At 62.9% G+C, this 20,101-nt stretch carries 18 protein-coding genes; 13 read left to right on the forward strand and 5 right to left on the reverse strand.

From position 1 onward, the window contains the following. Positions 1 to 67: 67 nt before the first annotated feature. The 8 genes from VGO12_RS01395 to VGO12_RS01430 all read left to right on the forward strand — a co-directional run bounded on the left by VGO12_RS01395 (position 68) and on the right by VGO12_RS01430 (position 9,644). Positions 68 to 1,162, forward strand: coding sequence for an ABC transporter ATP-binding protein (locus VGO12_RS01395; RefSeq protein ID WP_327510960.1), 1,095 nt, complete (start codon positions 68 to 70; stop codon positions 1,160 to 1,162). Positions 1,163 to 1,303: 141 nt separating this feature from the next. Further along, positions 1,304 to 3,778, forward strand: a complete 2,475-nt coding sequence (locus VGO12_RS01400; protein ID WP_327510961.1) for a glycoside hydrolase family 2 protein — start codon at positions 1,304 to 1,306, stop codon at positions 3,776 to 3,778. Between the two features lie 5 nt (positions 3,779 to 3,783). Next, a complete protein-coding gene (locus VGO12_RS01405) occupies positions 3,784 to 4,473 on the forward strand; it encodes a D-lyxose/D-mannose family sugar isomerase (RefSeq protein WP_327510962.1) in 690 nt (229 codons plus the stop codon). A 73-nt stretch (positions 4,474 to 4,546) separates the two neighbouring features. Further along, entirely contained in the window at positions 4,547 to 5,308 is a 762-nt protein-coding gene (locus VGO12_RS01410) for a sugar phosphate isomerase/epimerase (protein WP_327510963.1), read from the forward strand. Positions 5,309 to 5,323: 15 nt separating this feature from the next. Continuing rightward, the gene (locus VGO12_RS01415; RefSeq protein WP_327510964.1) at positions 5,324 to 6,502 is read left to right on the forward strand and encodes a Gfo/Idh/MocA family oxidoreductase; all 1,179 of its coding nucleotides are present in this window, start codon (positions 5,324 to 5,326) and stop codon (positions 6,500 to 6,502) included. Positions 6,503 to 6,631: 129 nt separating this feature from the next. Next, a complete protein-coding gene (gene mgrA, locus VGO12_RS01420; RefSeq protein WP_327510965.1) occupies positions 6,632 to 7,660 on the forward strand; it encodes an L-glyceraldehyde 3-phosphate reductase in 1,029 nt (342 codons plus the stop codon). Between the two features lie 278 nt (positions 7,661 to 7,938). After that, the gene (locus VGO12_RS01425; protein WP_327510966.1) at positions 7,939 to 9,045 is read left to right on the forward strand and encodes a TRAP transporter substrate-binding protein; all 1,107 of its coding nucleotides are present in this window, start codon (positions 7,939 to 7,941) and stop codon (positions 9,043 to 9,045) included. A 185-nt stretch (positions 9,046 to 9,230) separates the two neighbouring features. Then, entirely contained in the window at positions 9,231 to 9,644 is a 414-nt protein-coding gene (locus VGO12_RS01430; RefSeq protein ID WP_327510967.1) for a cupin domain-containing protein, read from the forward strand. A 324-nt stretch (positions 9,645 to 9,968) separates the two neighbouring features. On the opposite strand, the gene VGO12_RS01435 is transcribed toward VGO12_RS01430, so the two are convergent. Then, positions 9,969 to 11,816: a TRAP transporter large permease subunit gene (locus VGO12_RS01435; RefSeq protein ID WP_327510968.1), complete on the reverse strand. Its 1,848-nt coding sequence runs from the start codon at positions 11,814 to 11,816 to the stop codon at positions 9,969 to 9,971. Further along, positions 11,813 to 12,388, reverse strand: a complete 576-nt coding sequence (locus VGO12_RS01440) for a TRAP transporter small permease subunit (protein ID WP_327510969.1) — start codon at positions 12,386 to 12,388, stop codon at positions 11,813 to 11,815. The genes VGO12_RS01435 and VGO12_RS01440 overlap by 4 nt, the downstream gene beginning before the upstream one ends. A gap of 345 nt (positions 12,389 to 12,733) precedes the next feature. On the opposite strand from VGO12_RS01440, the gene VGO12_RS01445 reads away from it, so the two are divergent. Next, a complete protein-coding gene (locus VGO12_RS01445; protein WP_327510970.1) occupies positions 12,734 to 14,365 on the forward strand; it encodes a glycoside hydrolase family 43 protein in 1,632 nt (543 codons plus the stop codon). 120 nt (positions 14,366 to 14,485) lie between these two features. Then, entirely contained in the window at positions 14,486 to 14,887 is a 402-nt protein-coding gene (locus VGO12_RS01450; RefSeq protein ID WP_327510971.1) for an RcnB family protein, read from the forward strand. A gap of 53 nt (positions 14,888 to 14,940) precedes the next feature. Here VGO12_RS01450 and VGO12_RS01455 read toward each other — a convergent pair whose 3' ends face one another. The 3 genes from VGO12_RS01455 to znuA form a co-directional block, all read right to left on the reverse strand. Then, positions 14,941 to 15,135: a hypothetical protein gene (locus VGO12_RS01455; protein WP_327510972.1), complete on the reverse strand. Its 195-nt coding sequence runs from the start codon at positions 15,133 to 15,135 to the stop codon at positions 14,941 to 14,943. Beyond that, the gene (locus tag VGO12_RS01460) at positions 15,135 to 16,337 is read right to left on the reverse strand and encodes a GTP-binding protein (RefSeq protein ID WP_327510973.1); all 1,203 of its coding nucleotides are present in this window, start codon (positions 16,335 to 16,337) and stop codon (positions 15,135 to 15,137) included. The genes VGO12_RS01455 and VGO12_RS01460 overlap by 1 nt, the downstream gene beginning before the upstream one ends. A 384-nt stretch (positions 16,338 to 16,721) precedes the next feature. Continuing rightward, positions 16,722 to 17,741, reverse strand: a complete 1,020-nt coding sequence (gene znuA, locus VGO12_RS01465) for a zinc ABC transporter substrate-binding protein ZnuA (RefSeq protein WP_327510974.1) — start codon at positions 17,739 to 17,741, stop codon at positions 16,722 to 16,724. A 184-nt stretch (positions 17,742 to 17,925) separates the two neighbouring features. On the opposite strand from znuA, the gene VGO12_RS01470 reads away from it, so the two are divergent. The 3 genes from VGO12_RS01470 to VGO12_RS01480 are packed head-to-tail and all read left to right on the forward strand — an operon-like array spanning position 17,926 to position 20,049. Further along, the gene (locus VGO12_RS01470) at positions 17,926 to 18,831 is read left to right on the forward strand and encodes an ATP-binding cassette domain-containing protein (RefSeq protein WP_327510975.1); all 906 of its coding nucleotides are present in this window, start codon (positions 17,926 to 17,928) and stop codon (positions 18,829 to 18,831) included. Continuing rightward, the gene (gene znuB / locus VGO12_RS01475; protein ID WP_327510976.1) at positions 18,824 to 19,654 is read left to right on the forward strand and encodes a zinc ABC transporter permease subunit ZnuB; all 831 of its coding nucleotides are present in this window, start codon (positions 18,824 to 18,826) and stop codon (positions 19,652 to 19,654) included. The genes VGO12_RS01470 and znuB overlap by 8 nt, the downstream gene beginning before the upstream one ends. Then, positions 19,654 to 20,049: a Fur family transcriptional regulator gene (locus tag VGO12_RS01480; protein WP_327510977.1), complete on the forward strand. Its 396-nt coding sequence runs from the start codon at positions 19,654 to 19,656 to the stop codon at positions 20,047 to 20,049. The genes znuB and VGO12_RS01480 overlap by 1 nt, the downstream gene beginning before the upstream one ends. Positions 20,050 to 20,101: the final 52 nt, after the last annotated feature.

Raw genomic sequence — 20,101 nt, forward strand, 5'->3', positions numbered from 1 at the left:
GTCTACTTCGTCTCCGGACGGCTTTTTGTCCGCGGCATCGCCGCCGGCGCAGTGAAAGGGTAACAACATGCAAAACGTCAGCGTATCGGTAAAAGACCTGTCGTTGAGCTTCGGTGCCGTCACTGTGCTCGACACGCTCAATCTTGACATCAAGGACGGCGAGTTCCTGGTGCTGCTCGGCTCGTCCGGCTGCGGCAAGTCGACCCTGCTCAACTGCATCGCAGGACTGCTCGACGTCAGCGACGGGCAGATCTTCATCAAGAACAAGAACGTCACCTGGGAGGAGCCCAAGGACCGCGGCATCGGCATGGTGTTCCAGTCCTACGCGCTCTATCCGCAGATGTCGGTGGAGAAGAACCTCTCCTTCGGCCTGCAGGTGGCCAAGGTTCCGAAGGAGGAGATCGACAAGCGCGTCAGCCGCGCCGCCGAGATCCTGCAGATCCAGCCGCTTCTGAAGCGTAAACCCTCGGAACTCTCCGGCGGCCAGCGCCAGCGTGTGGCAATCGGCCGGGCGCTGGTGCGCGATGTCGACGTGTTCCTGTTCGACGAGCCGCTCTCCAACCTCGACGCCAAGCTGCGCTCGGAGCTGCGTGTGGAAATCAAGCGGCTGCACCAGTCGCTGAAGAACACGATGATCTACGTCACCCACGACCAGATCGAGGCGCTGACGCTGGCCGATCGCATCGCCGTCATGAAGAGCGGCGTGATCCAGCAACTGGCCGATCCGATGACCATCTACAATGCGCCGGAAAACCTCTTCGTCGCCGGCTTCATCGGCTCGCCGTCGATGAACTTCTTCCGCGGCGAACTGCAGCTGCGCGATCAGCGCGCTTACGTCCACGTCAACGGCGTCGATTTCGACGTGTCGGCCTATCCCTCGCGGGCACCTTTCGTGCACGGACAGAAGGTCGTGCTCGGCCTGCGCCCCGAACATGTACGGGTCGACGAGGCGGCAAGCGGGGCGGCGGCTTCGCACCGGGCGGCCGTCGATATCGAGGAGCCGATGGGGGCCGACAACCTGCTGTGGCTGAAGCTTGCCGGCCAATCGATGTCGGTGCGGATCGCCGGACAGCGCCGGTATGCGCCCGGCACGACGGTAACGCTCTCCTTCGACATGGCTGTCGCCTCGATCTTCGATGCGACAAGCGAGAACCGGCTCTAGGCAGATGTTGCGCAAAACTGTGAAGCGGTTTTGCGGAGACGCCATGTGCGGAAGTAAAGAAATAGGGCGATGTCGGGCACCTGCCCGGCATTCCCCAGCAATGACTGTGCCGGCGTCGCCGGTCGACCGATGGAAACGATAATGCTCTCTGCTGACTACACCCGCACTGCCATCCGTCTCGACTTGCAGGGGGATTGGCAGCTCAGCTCCGTTGACAACAGCCATGCGCTGACGATCGCGCTGCCGGGCGACGTGCACTCGGCGCTCATGAAGGCCGGCGTGATCGACGATCCCTATGTCGGCCGCAATGAGAACGACGTGCAGTGGGTGGCGCACAAGGACTGGGTGATCGAGCGTACGGTGTCGGTCGGGGCGCAAGATCTCGGCGGTTCCTGGTATCTCGACCTCGAGAGCCTGGATACGGTTGCCTCCGTCTACGTCAACGACGTGGCGGTACTCGAAGCGGAGAATTGCTTCCGCCGCTATCGCCCTGACGTCTCGAAGGCGCTTGTCGCTGGTGAAAACCTGATCCGCATCGTGTTGCATTCCTCGATTGCCGAGGGCGCGCGGCGGCAGGCGGAGCAGCCGTTCTACGTGCCTTACCATCCCGGCAATTCGCCGATCGCCAATGGCAACATGTTGCGCAAGCCCCAGTGCCATTTCGGCTGGGACTGGAACCTCGCGATCGCACCGCTCGGCGTCTATGGCGAGATCGCGCTTTGCCGGCTGGAAATCGCCCGCATCGAGCATATGACGACCAAACAGGTCTGGCAAGACGACGGTTCGGTCGACCTGGTGGTTGCGGTCACGCTCTTTGCCGATGGTCCCGGCATCGTGCCTGTGCATTTCTCGCTCGACGAGGATCGCGAGCGGCTCGACTGCGCCGTCGGCAAGGGCGAGACACGCATCACCCATGTCTTTTCCGTCGCCAGGCCGAAGTGCTGGTGGCCGGCGGGCAGCGGCGAGCAGCACCTGTCGTGGCTGACGGTCGAAGTGCCGCAGGAGCAGGTGACGCGCCAGATCGGTTTCCGCACCATCGAGCTTCTGACCGACAAGGACGAGGCGGGCAGCCGCTTTGCCTTCCGCGTCAACGGCCGAGAGATCTTCTGCAAGGGCGCCAACTGGATCCCGGCCGACGCGCTGGCCTCACGGGTGACGCCGGAGGGTGTCGAGGATCTGCTGACGTCGGCGGTCGACGCCAACATGAACATGATCCGCGTCTGGGGCGGCGGCTTCTACGAGCCGGACTGGTTCTACGACCTCTGCGATCGCCTCGGCCTTCTGGTCTGGCAGGACTTCATGTTTGCCTGCAACCTCTATCCCTCAACACCCGATTTTCTGGAGAACGTTGCGGCCGAGGTGGACTACCAGGCCAAGCGCCTGTCGTCGCATCCGTCGATCGCGGTCTGGTGCGGCGACAACGAGCTCGTCGGTGCACTCACCTGGTTTGACGAGCCGCGCAAGGACCGCGACCGCTACCTCGTCTCCTATGACCGCTTGAACCGCACGATCGAGGTGGCGTTGAAGGCCGCACTGCCAGAGGCGATCTGGTGGCCGTCGAGCCCTGCGTCAGGCTATCTCGACTTCGGCGACGCCTGGCATGCGGACGGTTCCGGCGACATGCACTACTGGTCGGTCTGGCACGAGAACAAGTCCTTCGACAATTACCGCACCGTGCGTCCGCGCTTCTGCTCGGAGTTCGGTTTCCAGTCCTACACCTCGATGCCGGTCATCCGGCAGTTTGCGACGGAGAAGGACCTCAACATTGCGTCGCCCGTGATCGAGAGCCACCAGAAGAATGTCGGCGGCAACGAGCGCATCGCCGGCACGATGTTCCGCTACTTCCGCTTCCCCAAGGATTTCCCGGCTTTCGTCTATCTGAGCCAGATCCAGCAGGGACTGGCGATCAAAACCGCCGTCGACTATTGGCGCTCGCTGAAGCCCCATTGCATGGGCACGCTCTATTGGCAGCTCAACGACACCTGGCCGGTCGCCTCCTGGTCGAGCCTCGACTATGGCGGCAGCTGGAAGGCGATGCACTATATGGTGCGCCGCTTCTTCCAGCCGGTGTCGGTCGCGGCAATTCCGTCGGCCGACGGCAGGGAGATCGCCTTCTCGATGGTCAACGACACGGCGGAGCCGGTGACGGTCGAACTCCAGACCTTCCTCGTTTCGCTCGACGGAAGGCGCACGCCGCTGACGGCGGCTGCCGGCACCTGCAGTCCGGACCAGGCCGCCACGCTGGTGACGATCGCCGCATTCGACATTCCCGAGGGCGACCTCGTGTTCTGGTCCTTCGAGGCGTCGAACGGCATGTCCGGCGCCGGGCACCACGTCAACGGCACGTACAAGGCGCTCGACCTGCAGCCCTCCGGTCTGACGCTCGATGTGACGCCGGCGGGCGAGGGCGCTTTCGACGTCACCGTCAAGGCAAGCGCTCTGGCGCTGCACGTGATGATCGAGGCCGATGTCGCCGGGCGCTATTCCGACAATGCCTTCGACCTCCTGGCCGACGAGACGAAGGTCGTTCGTTTCACGCCGAAGGTGCCGCTTGGCTCGGGCGAGATCCCTAGCTTTGCCGCCTTCGATCTCGAATCCTGCCAGGGAAAAGGTTGACCGCCATGAAACGCAGCCACGTCAACGATATCATCGCCGAGAGCGATGCTTTCATGAAGAGCTTCGGCTTCACGCTGCCGCCCTTTGCCTACTGGTCGCCGGAGCAGTTGAAGGTGCGCGTCGCCTCCGACAGCCCGTCGATCTTCGACGCGCGGCTCGGCTGGGACATCACCGATTACGGCAAGGGCCGTTTCGACCAGCTTGGCCTCGTGCTTTTCACGCTGCGCAACGGCAATGCCGCCAACCTGAAGACCGGCCACGGCATGGTCTATGCCGAGAAGCTGATGATCACCGCCAAGGATCAGGTCAACCCGCTGCACCGCCATGCGGTCAAGACCGAGGACATCATCAACCGCGGCGGCGGTTCGCTGGTGCTGCAGATGTACAATTCGAAGCCTGACGGCAATGTCGACGAGGAGAGCGACGTGGTCGTCGCCACCGACGCGCGGCTGCGCACACTGAAGGCCGGGGAGTTGCTGAAGCTGAAAGCCGGCGAGAGCGTCACGCTGCTGCCCGGCAACTGGCACGCCTTCTGGGCCGAAGGTGCGGACGTGTTGATGGGCGAGGTTTCGACCGTCAACGATGACCTTACCGACAACTATTTCCGCGAGCCCGTCGGTCGCTTCTCGGCAATCGAGGAGGACGCAGGCCCCACGCACCTGCTGGTGTCGGACTACGACACCTGGCTGAGGTGATCCCAACACCCCGACAATCAATCCCAAGACCCCAACAATCCCAACACGATGGGACGAAATCGAGGAGGATTTCATGAAGGACGTCAGTTTCCAGCTCTATAGCGCCCGCAACTTCCCGCCTTTCGCCAATGTGCTCGAAGCGCTTGGTGAGGCCGGCTATAGCCAGGTCGAAGGTTATGGCGCGCTCTATGCGGCGCTCAGCGACGCGGAGATCGCGAGCTTCAAGGAAGGTCTCGACGAGAATGGCCTGGCCATGCCGACCGCCCACTTCGGCCTGGACATGCTCGAAAGCGACCCGGCCCGCGTGCTCGAAATCGCCAAGGCGCTCGGCATCAAGGCGATCTATTGCCCCTATCTCATGCCCGACCAGCGCCCGACGGATGCCGCCGGCTGGCGTGCCTTCGGCGAGCGGCTGCAGAAGGCCGGCAAGCCCTATCGCGACGCCGGCCTCATCTTCGGCTGGCACAACCACGATTTCGAATTCGCGGCCCTTCCTGACGGCAGCATTCCGCAGGACCTGATCTTTGCCGGCGGGCCGGATCTCTCCTGGGAAGCCGATATCGCCTGGATCATCCGCGGCGGCGCCGATCCGATCGCCTGGATCAAAAAATATGGCGACCGCATCACTGCCGTGCACGTGAAGGACATCGCGCCTTCGGGCGAGAAGAAGGACGAGGACGGCTGGGCCGACGTCGGCGAGGGCACCGTCGACTGGAAGGGTCTCTTTGCAGCGCTTTCCGGCACGAAGGCGCGTTACTTCATCGCCGAGCACGATAATCCGAGCGATTTCAAGCGCTTCGCCAAGCGTTCGCTCGCCTCCATCCAATCCTATTGAGAAGCAGGTTTATCCATGACCAAGGAACTTGGCGTCGGCATCATCGGATGCGGCAACATCTCCACCACCTACTTCAAGCTCGCCCCGCTCTTCAAGGGCATCAAGGTCGTCGCCTGCGCCGACATCAACCCGGCGGCAGCCGAGGCGCGAGCGGCCGAATATAGCGTTAGGGCCCAGAGCATCGAGGCGCTGCTCGCCAATCCCGATGTCGACATCGTCGTCAACCTGACGATCCCGGACGCACATTATCCGGTCTCAAAGGCGATCCTCGAAGCCGGCAAGCACGTCTATTCGGAAAAGCCGCTGGTGCTCACGCTCGAACAGGGCGAGGAGCTCCGGGCGATCGCCAGGGACAAGGGCCTTTCGGTCGGCTGCGCGCCAGACACCTTCCTCGGCGGCGCGCACCAGCTTGCCCGCAGCACTGTTGACGCGGGGAAGATCGGCCGTGTGACGTCGGGCACGTGCCACGTCATGAGCCCGGGCATGGAGATGTGGCATCCGAACCCGGATTTCTTCTTCCTGCCCGGCGGCGGCCCGATTCTCGATCTCGGCCCCTATTACATCGCCAACCTGATCAACCTGATCGGGCCGGTGAAGCGCGTGGCGGCTTTGACGACCATGGCCAACCCGACCCGCACCATCACCAGCGAGCCGCGCAAGGGCGAGGTGATCCCGGTCAAGACGCCGACCAACATCCATGCGCTGCTCGAGTTCCAGAACGGGGCGACGATCACGCTGTCGGCCAGCTGGGATGTCTGGTCGCACCGCCACGCCAACATGGAGCTCTACGGCACCGAAGGTTCCCTCTATGTGCCCGATCCGAACTTCTTCGGCGGCACCGTGGAGATCAGCGGCCAGGACAAGAACATCCAGCCGCTGGAACCCTGGGATCATCCCTTCGGTATCGCCAACCAGGACCATCCGCAGGGACCGATGGCGAACTATCGCACCGCCGGCCTTGCCGACATGGCGCTCGCCATCCTCGAAGGCCGCGACGCCCGCTGCTCGCTCGACCGGGCGCTGCATGGCGTCGACGTCATGGTCTCGATCCTGAAATCCGGCGAGGAAGGGCGATTCATCGAGCTTTCCACCACCTGCACCCAGCCGGCCGCCCTCGGCATCGAGGAGGCGCGGGCGCTGTTGCGCGAGCCACAGGAAGAAATATCGGGAAATCGCGTCGCAGCCGCTTCATAGCGACAGCGGACAGGTTTAGACCTTTGTGAATTGAGGTTTCCGTTGCGGCCAGCCGCGACGGAAACCGTTTCATTTTGAGGGTGGCGGAAAGGTTCGCCATTCGGACACGGATCGCGGAGGATTTTTGCGATGACCTGGCTACCGGCGGAAAACCGCTACGACACCATGAAGTACAACCGCCTCGGCCGTTCGGGCTTGAAGCTGCCGGCGATCTCGCTGGGTTTCTGGCACAATTTCGGCGGCGACACGCCGCATGACCGCAAGGTCGACATGTGCCGCACGGCTTTCGACCTCGGCATCACCCATTTCGATCTGGCCAACAATTACGGCCCGCCTCCGGGCTCGGCCGAGACGGCCTTCGGCGAGATCATGCGCACGGATTTCGCAAACCTGCGAGACGAGTTGATCATCTCGTCAAAGGCCGGCTACGACATGTGGGCCGGACCCTACGGCGAGTGGGGCAGCCGCAAGTACATGATCGCGTCGTGCGACCAGAGCCTGAAGCGTATGGGCCTCGACTATGTCGACATCTTCTATTCGCACCGCTTCGATCCGGAAACGCCGCTTGAAGAAACCTGCGGCGCGCTCGACCATATCGTGCGCTCGGGCCGGGCGCTCTATGTCGGGATCTCGTCCTACAATTCGCAGCGTACCCGCGAGGCCGCCGCGATCCTGAAGGACCTCGGCACGCCCTGCCTCATCCACCAGCCGAGCTATTCGATGCTCAACCGCTGGATCGAGGACGACGGTCTGATCCACACGCTCGAAGACCTCGGCATCGGCTCGATCGTGTTCTCGCCGCTGGCTCAAGGGATGCTGACCACCAAGTATCTCGGCGGCATCCCCTCCGACAGCCGGGCGGCCCAGAACCACTTCCTCAAGAAGGACTTCATCCGGCCGGAGATCATCGACAATATCCGCAAGCTCAACGGCATTGCCGAAAAGCGCGGCCAGACGCTGGCGCAGATGGCGCTCGCGTGGGTGCTGCGCAACGGCCGGATCACCTCGGCGCTGATCGGCGCCAGCCGTTCGGAACAGATCGTCGATTGCGTCAAGGCGCTCGAAAACGACACGTTCACCGCGGACGAACTGGCCGAGATCGACCTCTATGCGCGCGAGGCGGACATCAATCTCTGGGCCAAGTCAGCCGAGCTCTGATTTTGCCTGAAAACATTGATTTGCCTGCATTTTAGGCAAAAGCCATCGCTTTCCGGCGCATTAGACAAAAGTCGAATGTGTGCCGGAAGGCGGCTTCTGGACTTGGTCCGGTGTTTCTGTAAGGTGCGAAAATGCCTGGCGGTTGCGATGCCGATTTGCGTCGTCTTCGGCGGGTAACGAGGAGGAGAGCCACCATTTGTCCGGGAAGGGGCGGGGTGGATTGATGGGTGGTGGTGCAGAATGCACCCGCCCTTTTGGCGAGAACTAGGGGAGGAACCATGGATCGCCGTTCATTCATGAAAAACGCAAGCCTTGGCGGCTTGGCGGCAGCGGGTGCTGCCGCACTTGCAACGCCGGCCCTTGCGCAAGCAAATCCGAAGGTGAACTGGCGCCTGGCATCGTCGTTCCCGAAGTCTCTGGACACGATCTACGGCGGCGGCGAAGTGCTGTCGAAATACGTCTCGGAAGCAACCGACGGCGCGTTCCAGATCCAGGTTTTCGCAGCCGGCGAAATCGTACCCGGTCTGCAGGCGGCCGATGCGGCTGCTGCCGGCACGGTCGAGGCCTGCCACACGGTCGCATACTATTACTGGGGCAAGGACCCGACCTGGGCGCTGGGTGCGGCCGTTCCCTTCGCGCTCAACGCGCGCGGCATGAACGCCTGGCACTACCACGGCGGCGGCATCGACCTGTTCAATGAGTTCCTGGCGACGCAGGGTCTCGTCGGTTACCCCGGCGGCAACACCGGCGTGCAGATGGGTGGCTGGTTCCGCAAGGAAATCAAGACGGTCGCCGACATGCAGGGCCTGAAGATGCGCATCGGCGGTTTCGCCGGCAAGGTCGTCGAGAAGCTCGGCGTCGTGCCGCAGCAGATCGCCGGTGGCGACATCTATCCGGCGCTGGAAAAGGGCACCATCGACGCTGCCGAATGGGTCGGCCCCTATGACGACGAGAAGCTCGGCTTCTTCAAGGTCGCGCCCTACTACTACTATCCCGGCTGGTGGGAAGGTGGTCCGACGGTCCACGCCATGTTCAACAAGGCAGCCTTCGACGCGCTTCCGAAGAACTACCAGTCGCTGCTGCGCACCGCCTGCCAGGCGACCGACGCGAACATGCTGCAGAAGTACGACTACCTGAACCCGGCGGCGATCAAGCGCCTCGTGGCTTCGGGTGCCAAGCTCAGCCCGTTCAGCGCCGAGATCCTGTCGGCCTGCTTCGACAAGGCCAACGAAGTCTATGCGGAGATGGAAGCCTCGAACCCGACCTTCAAGAAGATCTGGGATTCGATCAAGGCTTTCCGCGGCGAGTATTACCTCAACGCCCAGATCGCCGAATACAACTACGACACCTTCATGATGATCCAGCAGCGCGGCGGCAAGCTTTAAGCTTGAAGCCCGTTTCAGACCGATCAAGGGCCGCTCGCAACGTCTGTTGCGGGCGGCCTTGTCGTTTTGGCTGCTACCGCGGGCAGGCGTGTCTTTCGCGCGGCGTACGCTTGCGAGAAGAGAGAAGCGGAGCCTGAGCGCTTTCGTGGTATGGTTGCGGCCTCAACCGAAAGGGAGAAGGTGTCATGCCAAGCGAAGGCCAATCGATCGTGCTCGGCCCCGACGAGGGCCGCCGCTATGACATGGGCGCCATCAGGGCCGTCTTCAAAGCCGATGGAGCGGAAACGGCGGGCCGCTTTTCCGTCTCGGAATGGTGGCTCGATGCCAAGCATGAAGGGCCGGGTGCCCACAGCCATGACGATAATGACGAGATCTTCTATGTGATCGAGGGTACCGCCAGCGTGCTTGTCGGCGACACTTGGTACAGCAAGCCCAAGGGATCTTTGTTCGTCATTCCGCGCGGGACGATGCATGATTTCCGCAATGAGAGCACGGAGCGCATGGGCCTGCTCAACGTCTATGTTGGCGGTCCCTTCGAGGAGGCGATGCCAATGATCGTCGACTGGTATCGCGAGAATCCGGCCAAGCGGCTGGAGTGAGGCGGGGCGGGGTCGTTGGTCGGTTTGGTGGCGGCCAAAATGCAGGCGATTCAAGGGGCTGTAGCTGATCACCTTCAACGTATCCCTCATTCCTGTGCTCGTCACAGGAATCCAGTCAGCTCAAGTCCTTGAGCCGAAAGGGTCTTTTTACCCGACGGACGTCGGGTCGCTGGATCCCCGCCACGAGGGCGAGGATGAGGGAGATTGGGGTGACCTCCGTGTAACAAGCACACCGCAAAGGCTCGTGGGCAGTCAATAGGTGCCATATTTGCCAAATAGCAAAGGGCGGCCCGTGGGCCGCCCTCTCTGTTGGTACCTGCCGCCCTATTTGAACGACGGCGGCTGGCTAAGATCGTTTGACGGTGCCGTCTGTGGCTGGGCACCCGGGCTGCCAAACGACGGCGGCTGGCTGAGGTCGTTTGAGGGTGCTGTCTGCGGTTGGGCGCCGCCCTGGTCTGCCGGCTTCTGGTCGAGCGGGCTGCCGCCTGGAAGCTGCAGGCCGCCGGGAAGACCGAGGCCGCCGCCGTCGGCAGGCAGGCCGAGACCGCCACCGCCGGCACCGAAGCCCGGAACCTCGATCTTGATCGTGTTCGGATCGACGGCCGTACCCGTTCCCTTGTAGTGCATGACCATCTGCGGGAACATGATCGTCAGGCCCACCATCAGGATCTGGATGCATACAAAGGGAACCGCACCCCAGTAGATCTGGGCCGTGGTGACCGGCTGGATATTCTTGCCGGTGATCTTGTCGAGATACGGCACCTTGGCCGCGACCGAGCGCAGGTAGAAGAGCGCGAAGCCGAAGGGCGGGTGCATGAAGCTCGTCTGCATGTTGATGCCGAGCAGCACGCCGAACCAGATGAGGTCGATACCGAGTTTATCGGCAGCGGGCGCCAAAAGCGGCACGATGATGAAGGCAAGCTCGAAGAAATCGAGGAAGAACGCCAGGAAGAAGACGAGCAGGTTGACGGCAATCAGGAATCCGGTCTCGCCGCCCGGCATCGCCGTCAGCAGGTGTTCGACCCAGATATGGCCGTTGACGCCGTAGAAGGTCAGCGAGAAGACGCGCGCACCGATGAGGATGAACAGCACGAAGGCCGAAAGCCTCGTCGTTGCCGTCAGCGCCCCGCGCACGACCTCCATGTTGAGACGGCCCTTGGCGGCCGCCATGATCAAGGCGCCGACAGCACCCATGGCGCCGCCTTCTGTCGGCGTCGCGATGCCGAGGAAGATGGTGCCGAGCACCAGGAAGATCAGCGCCAAGGGCGGGATCAGCACGATGATGACCTGCTGCGCCAGCCTCGACATCGCATTGATCTTGAAGTTCTTGTCGATCAAGGCGACGACATAGATGAAGGCCACGCCGGCCGTCGCACCCAGGATGTCGGCATTGGCGCCGTGCGTCGGGTAGAGATAGACGTGAGCGCCGTAGGCAAACGCGGCCGCGACGACGAGGGCGACTGCAAGCGAGGTGACGCCGGAGCCCAATGTGCGGGCTTCGAGCGGCAGTGCCGGCATAGAGTCGCGCCTCAGGAACGACATCAGCAGGATGTAGCCCATGTAGAGGCCGGTCAGGACGAGGCCCGGGATCAGCGCGCCGGCATACATGTCGCCGACGGAGCGGCCGAGTTGGTCGGCAAGAACGATGAGCACGAGCGACGGCGGGATGATCTGGGCGAGCGTGCCCGAGGCGGCGATCACGCCCGAGGCCACGCGGCGATCATAGCCGTAGCGCAACATGATCGGCAGCGAGATCAGGCCCATGGCGATGACCGAGGCGGCAACGACGCCGGTGGTGGCTGCAAGCAGCGCGCCGACGAAAATGACCGCATAGGCGAGACCGCCGCGGATCGGGCCGAAGAGCTGGCCGATGGTATCGAGCAGGTCTTCTGCCATGCCCGACTTCTCGAGCACGATCCCCATGAAGGTAAAGAAGGGGATGGCGAGCAACGTGTCGTTCGACATCACCCCCCAGAAGCGGTCAGGAAGCGCGTTGAGCAGGGGCCAGGAGAGGTTGATCGAGTCCGACAGCGGTGCGAGTTCGACACCGATGATGAAGAACAGCAGGCCGTTGGCGGCGAGCGAGAAGGCGACCGGGTATCCCAACAGCAGGAACACGATCAGCGACGCGAACATGATCGGCGCCAGATTTTCGGCAATGAATTCGATCATGGGCGCGGCTCCGTCGACAGGGCATCGTCAAGCGGCGCATGGGTCGGCACGTAGGGTGTCGGGTCTTCCATGTTGCCGGTCATGATCGCGATCTTCTTGATGATTTCGGACACGCCCTGGAAGGCGAGCAAGAGGAAGCCGAAGAGCAGGATGGCCTTGGCCGGCCAGATGATCAGGCCGCCAGCACTGGAGGACACCTCGCCCGAAACGAAGGACATCTTCACATAGGGAAAGAGATAGTAGAGCACCAGAAGTACGAACGGCATCAGGAAGAAGACGTGGCCGAACAGGTCGATCCAGTGCTGTACGCGGCGCGAGAACTGGCCGTAGACCACGTCGATGCGGATGTGTTCGTTCTGGCTGAGCGTATAGGCAGCGGCAAACATGAAGGCGGCGCCGAAAAGGTACCACTGCGCCTCGAGCCAGGCGTTCGACGACATGTTGAAGATCTTGCGGATCACGGCGTTGCCGGCGCTGACGAGCACGGCCGCCAGGATGAACCAGGAAACGCTCTTGCCGATAAATTCCGTGATCGTGTCTATAAGTCGGCTGAAGCCGAGCAAAGCTCTCATCGATTTCCTCCCCGCGATGGCTATTATGGTTGTTGTGCCAAGCACAGCCAGAGTGCCGATTTCAAGCGCGCGTTCAAGCCTGAGGCGCGATTTTCCCGTATAGTTCAGTCGCCTCCGACTAAAGTTGAATGGGGCGCCCGTGCATGCTGCACATTGTTTGTGCAATCCGGTTGGGCTTGCCGGATTTACGCGAGCACCAGTCTTTTTCTGCGGCAGGCATGTGACTCGAATCGATGTGGAAAGCTTGCTCATCAAAGCTGAGGGGTGATTTACTGTAACGTTGCAGGCTTGAATTTGTATGATTTTTAAGATCGGATGGCGCCGCCAAGGGAGGACGCCAGACCAATGACCACCATGATCCGCAACCCCATTCTGCCGGGCTTCAATCCCGACCCTTCGATCTGCCGCGTCGGTGACGACTATTACATCGCGACCTCCACGTTTGAGTGGTATCCGGGCGTGCAGATCCATCATTCGCGCGATCTGGTGAACTGGACCCTGGTGCGTCGGCCGCTGGAGCGGAAGATCCAGCTCGACATGCGCGGCACCCCCGACAGTTGCGGTGTCTGGGCGCCGTGCCTTTCCTACGACGACGGGCTGTTCTGGCTGGTTTACACCGACGTCAAGCGCTTCGACGGGAACTTCAAGGATGCGCACAACTACATCGTCACGGCCGAGGCGGTCGAGGCGAGCTGGTCGGATCCTGTCTATGTCAATTCCTCGGGCTTCGATCCCTCGCTCTTTCACGACGATGACGGCCGCAAGTGGTTTCTCAACATGCAATGGAACCACCGCACGGAGAGCTTTGGCGGCTCGCCGAAACATCCGGCCTTCGACGGCATCCTGCTGCAGGAGTGGGACGAGCGCACGCGGAGGCTCGTCGGCCCGGTGAAGAACATTTTTGCCGGCTCGCCGCTCGGGCTTGTCGAGGGACCGCATCTGTTCAAGAAAAACGGCTGGTACTACCTGACGACCGCCGAAGGCGGGACCGGCTACGACCATGCGGTGACGATGGCGCGCTCACGCACCATCGAGGGGCCCTACGAGATGCACCCGGACACCTATCTGATCACGTCGAAGGATCACCCGGAAGCGCCGTTGCAGCGGGCAGGCCACGGACAATATGTCGAGACGCCGGATGGCCAGGCCTATCACACCCATCTGACGGGAAGGCCGCTCGCGCCGCAGCGGCGCTGCACGCTCGGTCGCGAGACGGCCCTGCAGAAATGTGTCTGGCGTGACGATGGTTGGCTCTATCTCGCAAACGGCGGACCGGTGCCGGAGGTGTTGGTGCCAGCGCCGGCTTCGGCGGAGAAGGTGTGGGCCGCGACCGTCGTCGAGACAGATTTCGATGAAGCAACGCTTCCGGCCGAGTTCCAGTGGCTGCGCACGCCCGAACCTCAGCGGATCTTTTCGCTCGAGCGCCGTCCCGGTCATGTCAGACTCTTTGGCCGCGAAAGTATCGGCAGCTGGTTCGAGCAGGCGCTTGTCGCGCGCAGGCAGGAGCATCATTCCTTCCGCGCCGAGACGACGGTCGACTTCGTGGCTGAAACCTACCAGCAGGTCGCGGGCCTCACGCATTACTACAATCGCCACAAGTTCCATGCGCTCGGCGTCACCTGGCACGAGACGCTGGGACGGGCGCTGACCATTCTTTCATGCCCGGGCGACTTCCCACACGGGCGGCTGGAATTCCCCGTTGGTGGCGGCATTGCCATTCCCGACGGGCCTGTCGAGCTTGCGATGGAGATCCGCGACAACGACCTGCAGTTCTCCTGGCGGCCTGCGGGAGCGGGAGCCTGGACGCCGGTCGGCCCGGTTCTCGATGCCGGCGTCGTCTCGGACGAGGGCGGGCGCGGCGAGCATGGCTCCTTCACCGGGGCCTTTGCGGGCCTGTTCGCCTTCGACACCTCAGGCGCGGGCCGGGCCGCCGATTTCGATCGCTTCCGCTACGTCAATCTCACGGAGCAGGGGTGACTAACATTAGTATTATTGAATAAGGCACAGATATCATTACGCAATTGTAATGTAGAGCTTCATGTTCGGTTCAGGAAGCGGGGTCTAATTTTCGGGTGCAGACAACGAAAGGACACCCGAATGAAACGTCTCCTGATCGCGCTCGTCGCCAGCTCGGTTCTGATCACGCCGGTCGCAGCCCTTGCCCAGCCGGCAGGATCCTTCGAGGTGGCGCAGAACTATGACCGTTCGCGTCGACCTGTCGATCGCGACTATGACCGTCACATCGACCGCCGTGTGGATCGCCACGTCGACAAGACCGTCACCATCGAAAAGCGGGTGATCGTCAAGAAGAAGGAACGCTGGGCGCGCGGCCACCGCCTGTCGCCGGCCGAGCGCCGCCACATGGCCCAAGTGCGCGACTACCGCTACTACAGGCTGCGCCCGCCGCCGCGCGGCCAGCAGTGGGTCCGTTCCGGAAACGACTTCCTGCTGATCAGCCTCGCAACCGGCGTCATCGTCGGCCTTTCGACGGCGCGCTGATAAAGTCCTTAGCCTCCAGCCAAGGGGCGGCGTGTTTGCGCCGCCCCTTGGCTTTATCGGTGACCGGCGCGCGGGTTCTGCCGTTCACCAAACAACAAGCCTTCGATTTCGCCCACAGGCTCCAGAGCTTCTTCGTCCGCGGTTCCGTCCCCCAGAAACGGATCGAACATCGGCACCGGGCGCCCGGCGGCATTGAGCGCCATGCAGACGAAACGCGGTCGGCGTGGAGCGCGCACGGCATCTGCCATCAGGCGGCCCGCGGCGACCAGTTGGCGAAGGGATCGGGCAGGTCGCGCCAGCGCTCGGGGCGGAAACGCTCGTCGGCGATCAGGCAATCGTCGAGCTCGGCGACGAGCTTGGCCTCATCCATCGGGTCTGCACCGATGAAGACGATTTCCTGCCTGCGATCGCCCCAGACCGGGTCGATATAGCGACCGACCGCCGCCAGAAACCCAGGCTCGCGCGGCCATTGTTCCTGCGGGACGGCCGACCACCACAATCCCATCTTGCCGGTGCGCACCAGCGGGCCGGCCTGGCTGAGTTCGCCGACATGGTGCGGGCGGGTTGCCAGCCAGAAGAAGCCCTTGGCGCGAAGCACGCCCGGCCACGACCGGTTGAGGAAGGCCTGGAAACGCATGGGGTCGAAGGGGCGACGGGCGCGATAGACGAAGGAGCGGATGCCGTATTCCTCGGTCTCCGGCATGTGGTCCTTGAAGCCGTTCAGCTCCTTGTACCAGAGCGGGTGCTGCTCGGCCTTGATGAGATCGAAGCGGCCGGTGCCGAGCACGTCCGTGAGCCTGACCTTGCCGAAATCGGTTTCGATCAGCTGCGCATCGGGGTTGAGCCCGACGATGATCTTGCGGGCCGCGTCCACCTGCTCGGGCGTGGCGGTGCCGACCTTGTTGAGGACGACGACATCGGCGAACTCGATCTGCTCGACCAGCAAGTCGACCAACGTGCGCGTGTCGCCTTCGCCCGCGGTCTCGCCACGGTCGGCAAGGAAGTCGAGCGAGGAATAGTCGGCGACGAGGTTTGCGGCATCGACGACCGTCACCATCGTGTCGAGCCGGGCAACGTCGGCGAGGCTTTCGCCGGCCTCGTCGCGAAAATCGAAAGTGGTGGCGACGGGCAGGGGCTCGGAAATACCGCTCGATTCGATCAGCAGATAATCGAAACGGTTCTGTTCGGCGAGGTTGCGCACCTCCTTCAGGAGGTCGTCACGCAGCGTGCAACAGATGCAGCCATTGGTCATTTCCACCAACTGCTCTTCCGTGCGCGACAGCCCAGCCGCGCCATCGCGCACCAGGGCCGCGTCGATGTTGACCTCGCTCATGTCGTTGACGATGACGGCGACGCGCAGGCCGTCGCGGTTTGTAAGCACATGGTTGAGCAGGGTGGTCTTGCCGGCGCCGAGGAAACCGGAGAGCACGGTGACGGGGAGCTTTTCCATCGGATTATCCTATAATGTTATACCGTTACGTCGATTGCATGTAAAAAAAGCGAGCGCGATCGCTCGCCTGGTGCGAGGCTGCGAATAGGCGTTCGACTGTCCGGTGGCGCCGAATGCCGGGCTGCCGGATCGCTGTCGCGAGCTTTCCGTTGTCGCGTGGCCTATCCTCCGGTCATCCTCGGGCTTGACCCGAGGATCCAGGCCTCAGGCGCGCAACCATCGCCGGTTATCAGCCATCGCCCGGGGAGGGATGCTCGGGTCAAGCCCGAGCATGACGGTGAGAGGGTTCCGAATAAGGCGGCCCCGAGAATCACGGCGAGAGGGGCGGGCGCTCACCAGAGCCGAGCCAGGAGGCGCCCACCCGGACCGTCTTGGGAGGACGGATCAGCTGGCGGAGGAAAGGCAGGCCTTCAGCGACGTGCCGATGCCTTCCATCATCTGGAAATAGAGATCGGGGCCGGCATCGAGCGTCCCGGCCTCCGGGTCGAGCGTGCCGGATTTCGCCGGCGTTCCCTCGATCACCACATTGATCAGCTTCGGCTCGAACTGCGGCTCGGCAAAGACGCAGGTGGCGCCCAGTTCCTTGATCTTGGCGTGGATCTGCGACAGGCGATCCGCACCCGGCAGGACCTCCGGGCTGACGGTGATCGAGCCGGCGACACGAACCTGGTAGCGGTGCTCGAAATACTGGTAGGCGTCATGGAAGACGACGAAGGGCTTGTCCTTGACCGGCGCCACCGTCTCCTTGAGCGTGGCGTCGAGGGCATCCAGCCGCGTGTTCAGTGCTTCGAGATTGGCCTTGTAGGCGCCGGCATTGTCCGGATCGGCCTCGGCGAGCGTCTTTTCGATTTGGGCTGCCATCGCCTTGGCATTCAAGGGATCGAGCCACATGTGCAGGTCGGTGTCGCCGTGGCCATGGTCGTGATGATCGTGGCCATGATCGTGGGCAGCGCCCATTTCGGGGGCCGCGGCATGATCGTGCCCGGCCTCGCCCTCGGCATGCTGATCGCCCTCTTCGCCCTCATGGCCATGGTCGTGCGCCTCGAACGCGCCGCCTTCGCGGAATTTCAGCTTCTCGATACCGGGCGCTTCGCTGAGCTCGACCACCTTGGCGCCTGTCGTCAGCGTATCGAGTGGCTTGTCGAGGAAGGCCTCAAGCCCCGGGCCGACCCAGAACACCACCTTTGCCGCCTGCAGTGCGGACGCGTTGGAGGGCTTCATGTTGTAGGTGTGGGGGGAGGCGGCACCCTCGACGATCAGCGACGGCTCGCCCACGCCCTGCATGATCGAGGCGACGAGGGAGTGGATCGGCTTGATCGAAACCACCACATTGGGAGAGGCTGCAAGAGCCGGCGAGACGAGAAGCATGGTGGAGGCGAAAAGCAGGGCGGAAGTCGATTTCATCGGGGTCTCCGGGCTTGAATGGCGCCGATGGTCCCATGGACCAGGCGCTGGCGGGCATGCAAAGCTATCGCTCCAGAAGGCCATTGATGGCCTTGAAGTCGTCATGTAATGTTATTACATCAATTGCGTTATGCTATAACGTGTGCGATAGCCAGTGGCAATCACCCAATCCGGAATTTTTTCCATGCTGAATTTCCGCTCCCCAGAGACGCTGCCGCTGGTCAATCTCAGCAATGCCGGCGTGCGCCGCAACGGACGCTGGCTGGTGCGGGGCGTCGAATTCTCGATCAGCCCCGGCGAGATCGTCACGCTGATCGGCCCGAACGGCTCGGGCAAATCGACGACCGCGAAGACCGCGATCGGCGTCTTGAAGCCTGACGAGGGCCATGTCGAGCGCAAGCCGGGCCTGAAGGTTGGTTATGTGCCGCAGAAGCTTTCGGTCGACTGGACGCTGCCGCTCACGGTGGAGCGACTGATGACATTGACCGGGCCGCTCAAGGGTCGGGAGATCGAAGAGGCGCTGTCGGCGACCGGCGTGCTGCACCTGGCCAAAGCCGAAGTCCAGCATCTTTCGGGCGGCGAGTTCCAGCGCTCGTTGCTTGCGCGCGCGATTGCCCGCAAGCCGGACCTGCTCGTGCTCGACGAGCCGGTGCAAGGGGTCGATTTCAGCGGCGAGATCGCGCTTTATGAGCTGATCAAGCAGATCCGCAACCGCACCGGCTGCGGCATTCTCCTGATCTCGCACGACCTGCATATCGTCATGGCCGAGACCGATACGGTCGTCTGCCTCAACGGTCATGTCTGCTGCCGCGGCACGCCGCAGGCCGTCAGCCAGAGCCCGGAGTATCAGAAGCTTTTCGGGCGGCGCGCCGCCAGCACGCTTGCGGTCTACAGCCACAACCACGACCACACCCATCTGCCCGATGGCCGGGTGCTGCATGCGGACGGTTCGATCACCGAGCATTGCTACCCGGGTGACGGCCACCACCACGACGACGAGGAAAACGTGCACGATCACGGCGAGGACTGCGGCTGCGGCCATCACACGCGTCTGCAGGGCTACGATGTCAAGGAGAAGCGCGATGCTTGACGACTTCTTCGTGCGCGCGCTGATCGCGGGCGTCGGCATCGCCGTCATGGCCGGGCCGCTCGGCTGCTTCGTCATCTGGCGGCGCATGGCCTATTTCGGCGACACCATGGCGCACTCGGCGCTGCTCGGCGTGGCGCTGTCGCTGCTTCTCGAGCTCAACCTGATGCTGAGCGTGTTCATCGTTGCTTCGGTCGTCTCGCTGCTCTTGCTCTTCCTGCAGCGCCGCGGGGCGCTTTCAACCGATGCGCTGCTCGGCATTCTCTCCCATTCGGCGCTGTCCATCGGCCTCGTTATCGTCGCCTTCATGACCTGGGTGCGCATCGATCTCGTCGGCTTCCTCTTCGGCGACATTCTCGCGGTCTCCGAATCCGACATCGACATCATCTGGGGTGGCGGCATTCTCGTCATCTTCGCCATCGTCTATCTCTGGCGGCCGCTGCTCGCCTCCACCGTCAATCCGGAGCTGGCGGAAGCCGAGGGGCTGAAGCCCGAGCGCACGCGGCTCTTCTTCATGCTGTTGATGGCGCTGGTCATCGCTATCGCCATGAAGATCGTCGGCATCCTCCTGATCACCTCGCTGCTGATCATCCCGGCTGCGACCGCGCGGCGGTTCTCGACGTCGCCCGAGGTGATGGCGGTGCTCGCGTCCGTCATCGGTGCGCTTGCGGTTACCGGTGGACTTTTCGGCTCGCTCCACTGGGATACGCCATCCGGACCATCTATCGTCGTTGCAGCCGTTGGGCTTTTTGTTCTGAGTCTGCTACCGATCGGTCGCCGTCCGGTTGAGGCGGCGCACCATTCCACGCCTGGAGGGCACCACTGATGGCGAACCCGCAACTGACCAAGAACCAGACGCTGGTGATGGATGCGCTCAGCCATTCCGAAGGCCCGATGAGCGCCTACACCATTCTCGACAAGCTGCGTGACCACGGCTTTCGCGCGCCGCTGCAGGTCTACCGCGCGCTCGACAAGCTGCTCGAGTACGGCATGGTCCACCGGCTGGAGAGCCTCAACGCCTTTGTCGCCTGCAGCTGCCCGCACGACCACGAGCACGACCACGGCGTTACCGCCTTCACCATCTGCGAGGGCTGCGGCCAGGTGACGGAATTCCATGACGAGGCGATCGAGCAGCGGCTGACGACACTGACAAGGGCGCAGAACTTCAAGACCGAGAAGACGACGATCGAGATTCGCGGTCATTGCCAGAGCTGCGCGTAATTTCGCGGCCGCCAATCGGAACGGAACCGCATCCTGGAACCCTGAGGGCGCG

The sequence above is a fragment of the Ensifer sp. genome (assembly GCF_035999135.1).
In the GTDB taxonomy this organism is placed as follows: domain Bacteria; phylum Pseudomonadota; class Alphaproteobacteria; order Rhizobiales; family Rhizobiaceae; genus Ensifer.

Excerpts from the sequence above, each read along its gene's own strand:
- VGO12_RS01435 (WP_327510968.1), bottom strand. The coding sequence starts at position 11,816 with ATGATCGAATTCATTGCCGAAAATCTGGCGCCGATCATGTTCGCGTCG.
- znuB (WP_327510976.1), top strand. The coding sequence starts at position 18,824 with ATGCTTGACGACTTCTTCGTGCGCGCGCTGATCGCGGGCGTCGGCATC.
- znuA (WP_327510974.1), bottom strand. The coding sequence starts at position 17,741 with ATGAAATCGACTTCCGCCCTGCTTTTCGCCTCCACCATGCTTCTCGTC.
- VGO12_RS01445 (WP_327510970.1), top strand. The coding sequence starts at position 12,734 with ATGACCACCATGATCCGCAACCCCATTCTGCCGGGCTTCAATCCCGAC.
- mgrA (WP_327510965.1), top strand. The coding sequence starts at position 6,632 with ATGACCTGGCTACCGGCGGAAAACCGCTACGACACCATGAAGTACAAC.
- VGO12_RS01410 (WP_327510963.1), top strand. The coding sequence starts at position 4,547 with ATGAAGGACGTCAGTTTCCAGCTCTATAGCGCCCGCAACTTCCCGCCT.
- VGO12_RS01480 (WP_327510977.1), top strand. The coding sequence starts at position 19,654 with ATGGCGAACCCGCAACTGACCAAGAACCAGACGCTGGTGATGGATGCG.
- VGO12_RS01430 (WP_327510967.1), top strand. The coding sequence starts at position 9,231 with ATGCCAAGCGAAGGCCAATCGATCGTGCTCGGCCCCGACGAGGGCCGC.
- VGO12_RS01395 (WP_327510960.1), top strand. The coding sequence starts at position 68 with ATGCAAAACGTCAGCGTATCGGTAAAAGACCTGTCGTTGAGCTTCGGT.
- VGO12_RS01405 (WP_327510962.1), top strand. The coding sequence starts at position 3,784 with ATGAAACGCAGCCACGTCAACGATATCATCGCCGAGAGCGATGCTTTC.
- VGO12_RS01455 (WP_327510972.1), bottom strand. The coding sequence starts at position 15,135 with ATGGCAGATGCCGTGCGCGCTCCACGCCGACCGCGTTTCGTCTGCATG.
- VGO12_RS01460 (WP_327510973.1), bottom strand. The coding sequence starts at position 16,337 with ATGGAAAAGCTCCCCGTCACCGTGCTCTCCGGTTTCCTCGGCGCCGGC.
- VGO12_RS01415 (WP_327510964.1), top strand. The coding sequence starts at position 5,324 with ATGACCAAGGAACTTGGCGTCGGCATCATCGGATGCGGCAACATCTCC.
- VGO12_RS01440 (WP_327510969.1), bottom strand. The coding sequence starts at position 12,388 with ATGAGAGCTTTGCTCGGCTTCAGCCGACTTATAGACACGATCACGGAA.
- VGO12_RS01400 (WP_327510961.1), top strand. The coding sequence starts at position 1,304 with ATGCTCTCTGCTGACTACACCCGCACTGCCATCCGTCTCGACTTGCAG.
- VGO12_RS01425 (WP_327510966.1), top strand. The coding sequence starts at position 7,939 with ATGGATCGCCGTTCATTCATGAAAAACGCAAGCCTTGGCGGCTTGGCG.
- VGO12_RS01450 (WP_327510971.1), top strand. The coding sequence starts at position 14,486 with ATGAAACGTCTCCTGATCGCGCTCGTCGCCAGCTCGGTTCTGATCACG.
- VGO12_RS01470 (WP_327510975.1), top strand. The coding sequence starts at position 17,926 with ATGCTGAATTTCCGCTCCCCAGAGACGCTGCCGCTGGTCAATCTCAGC.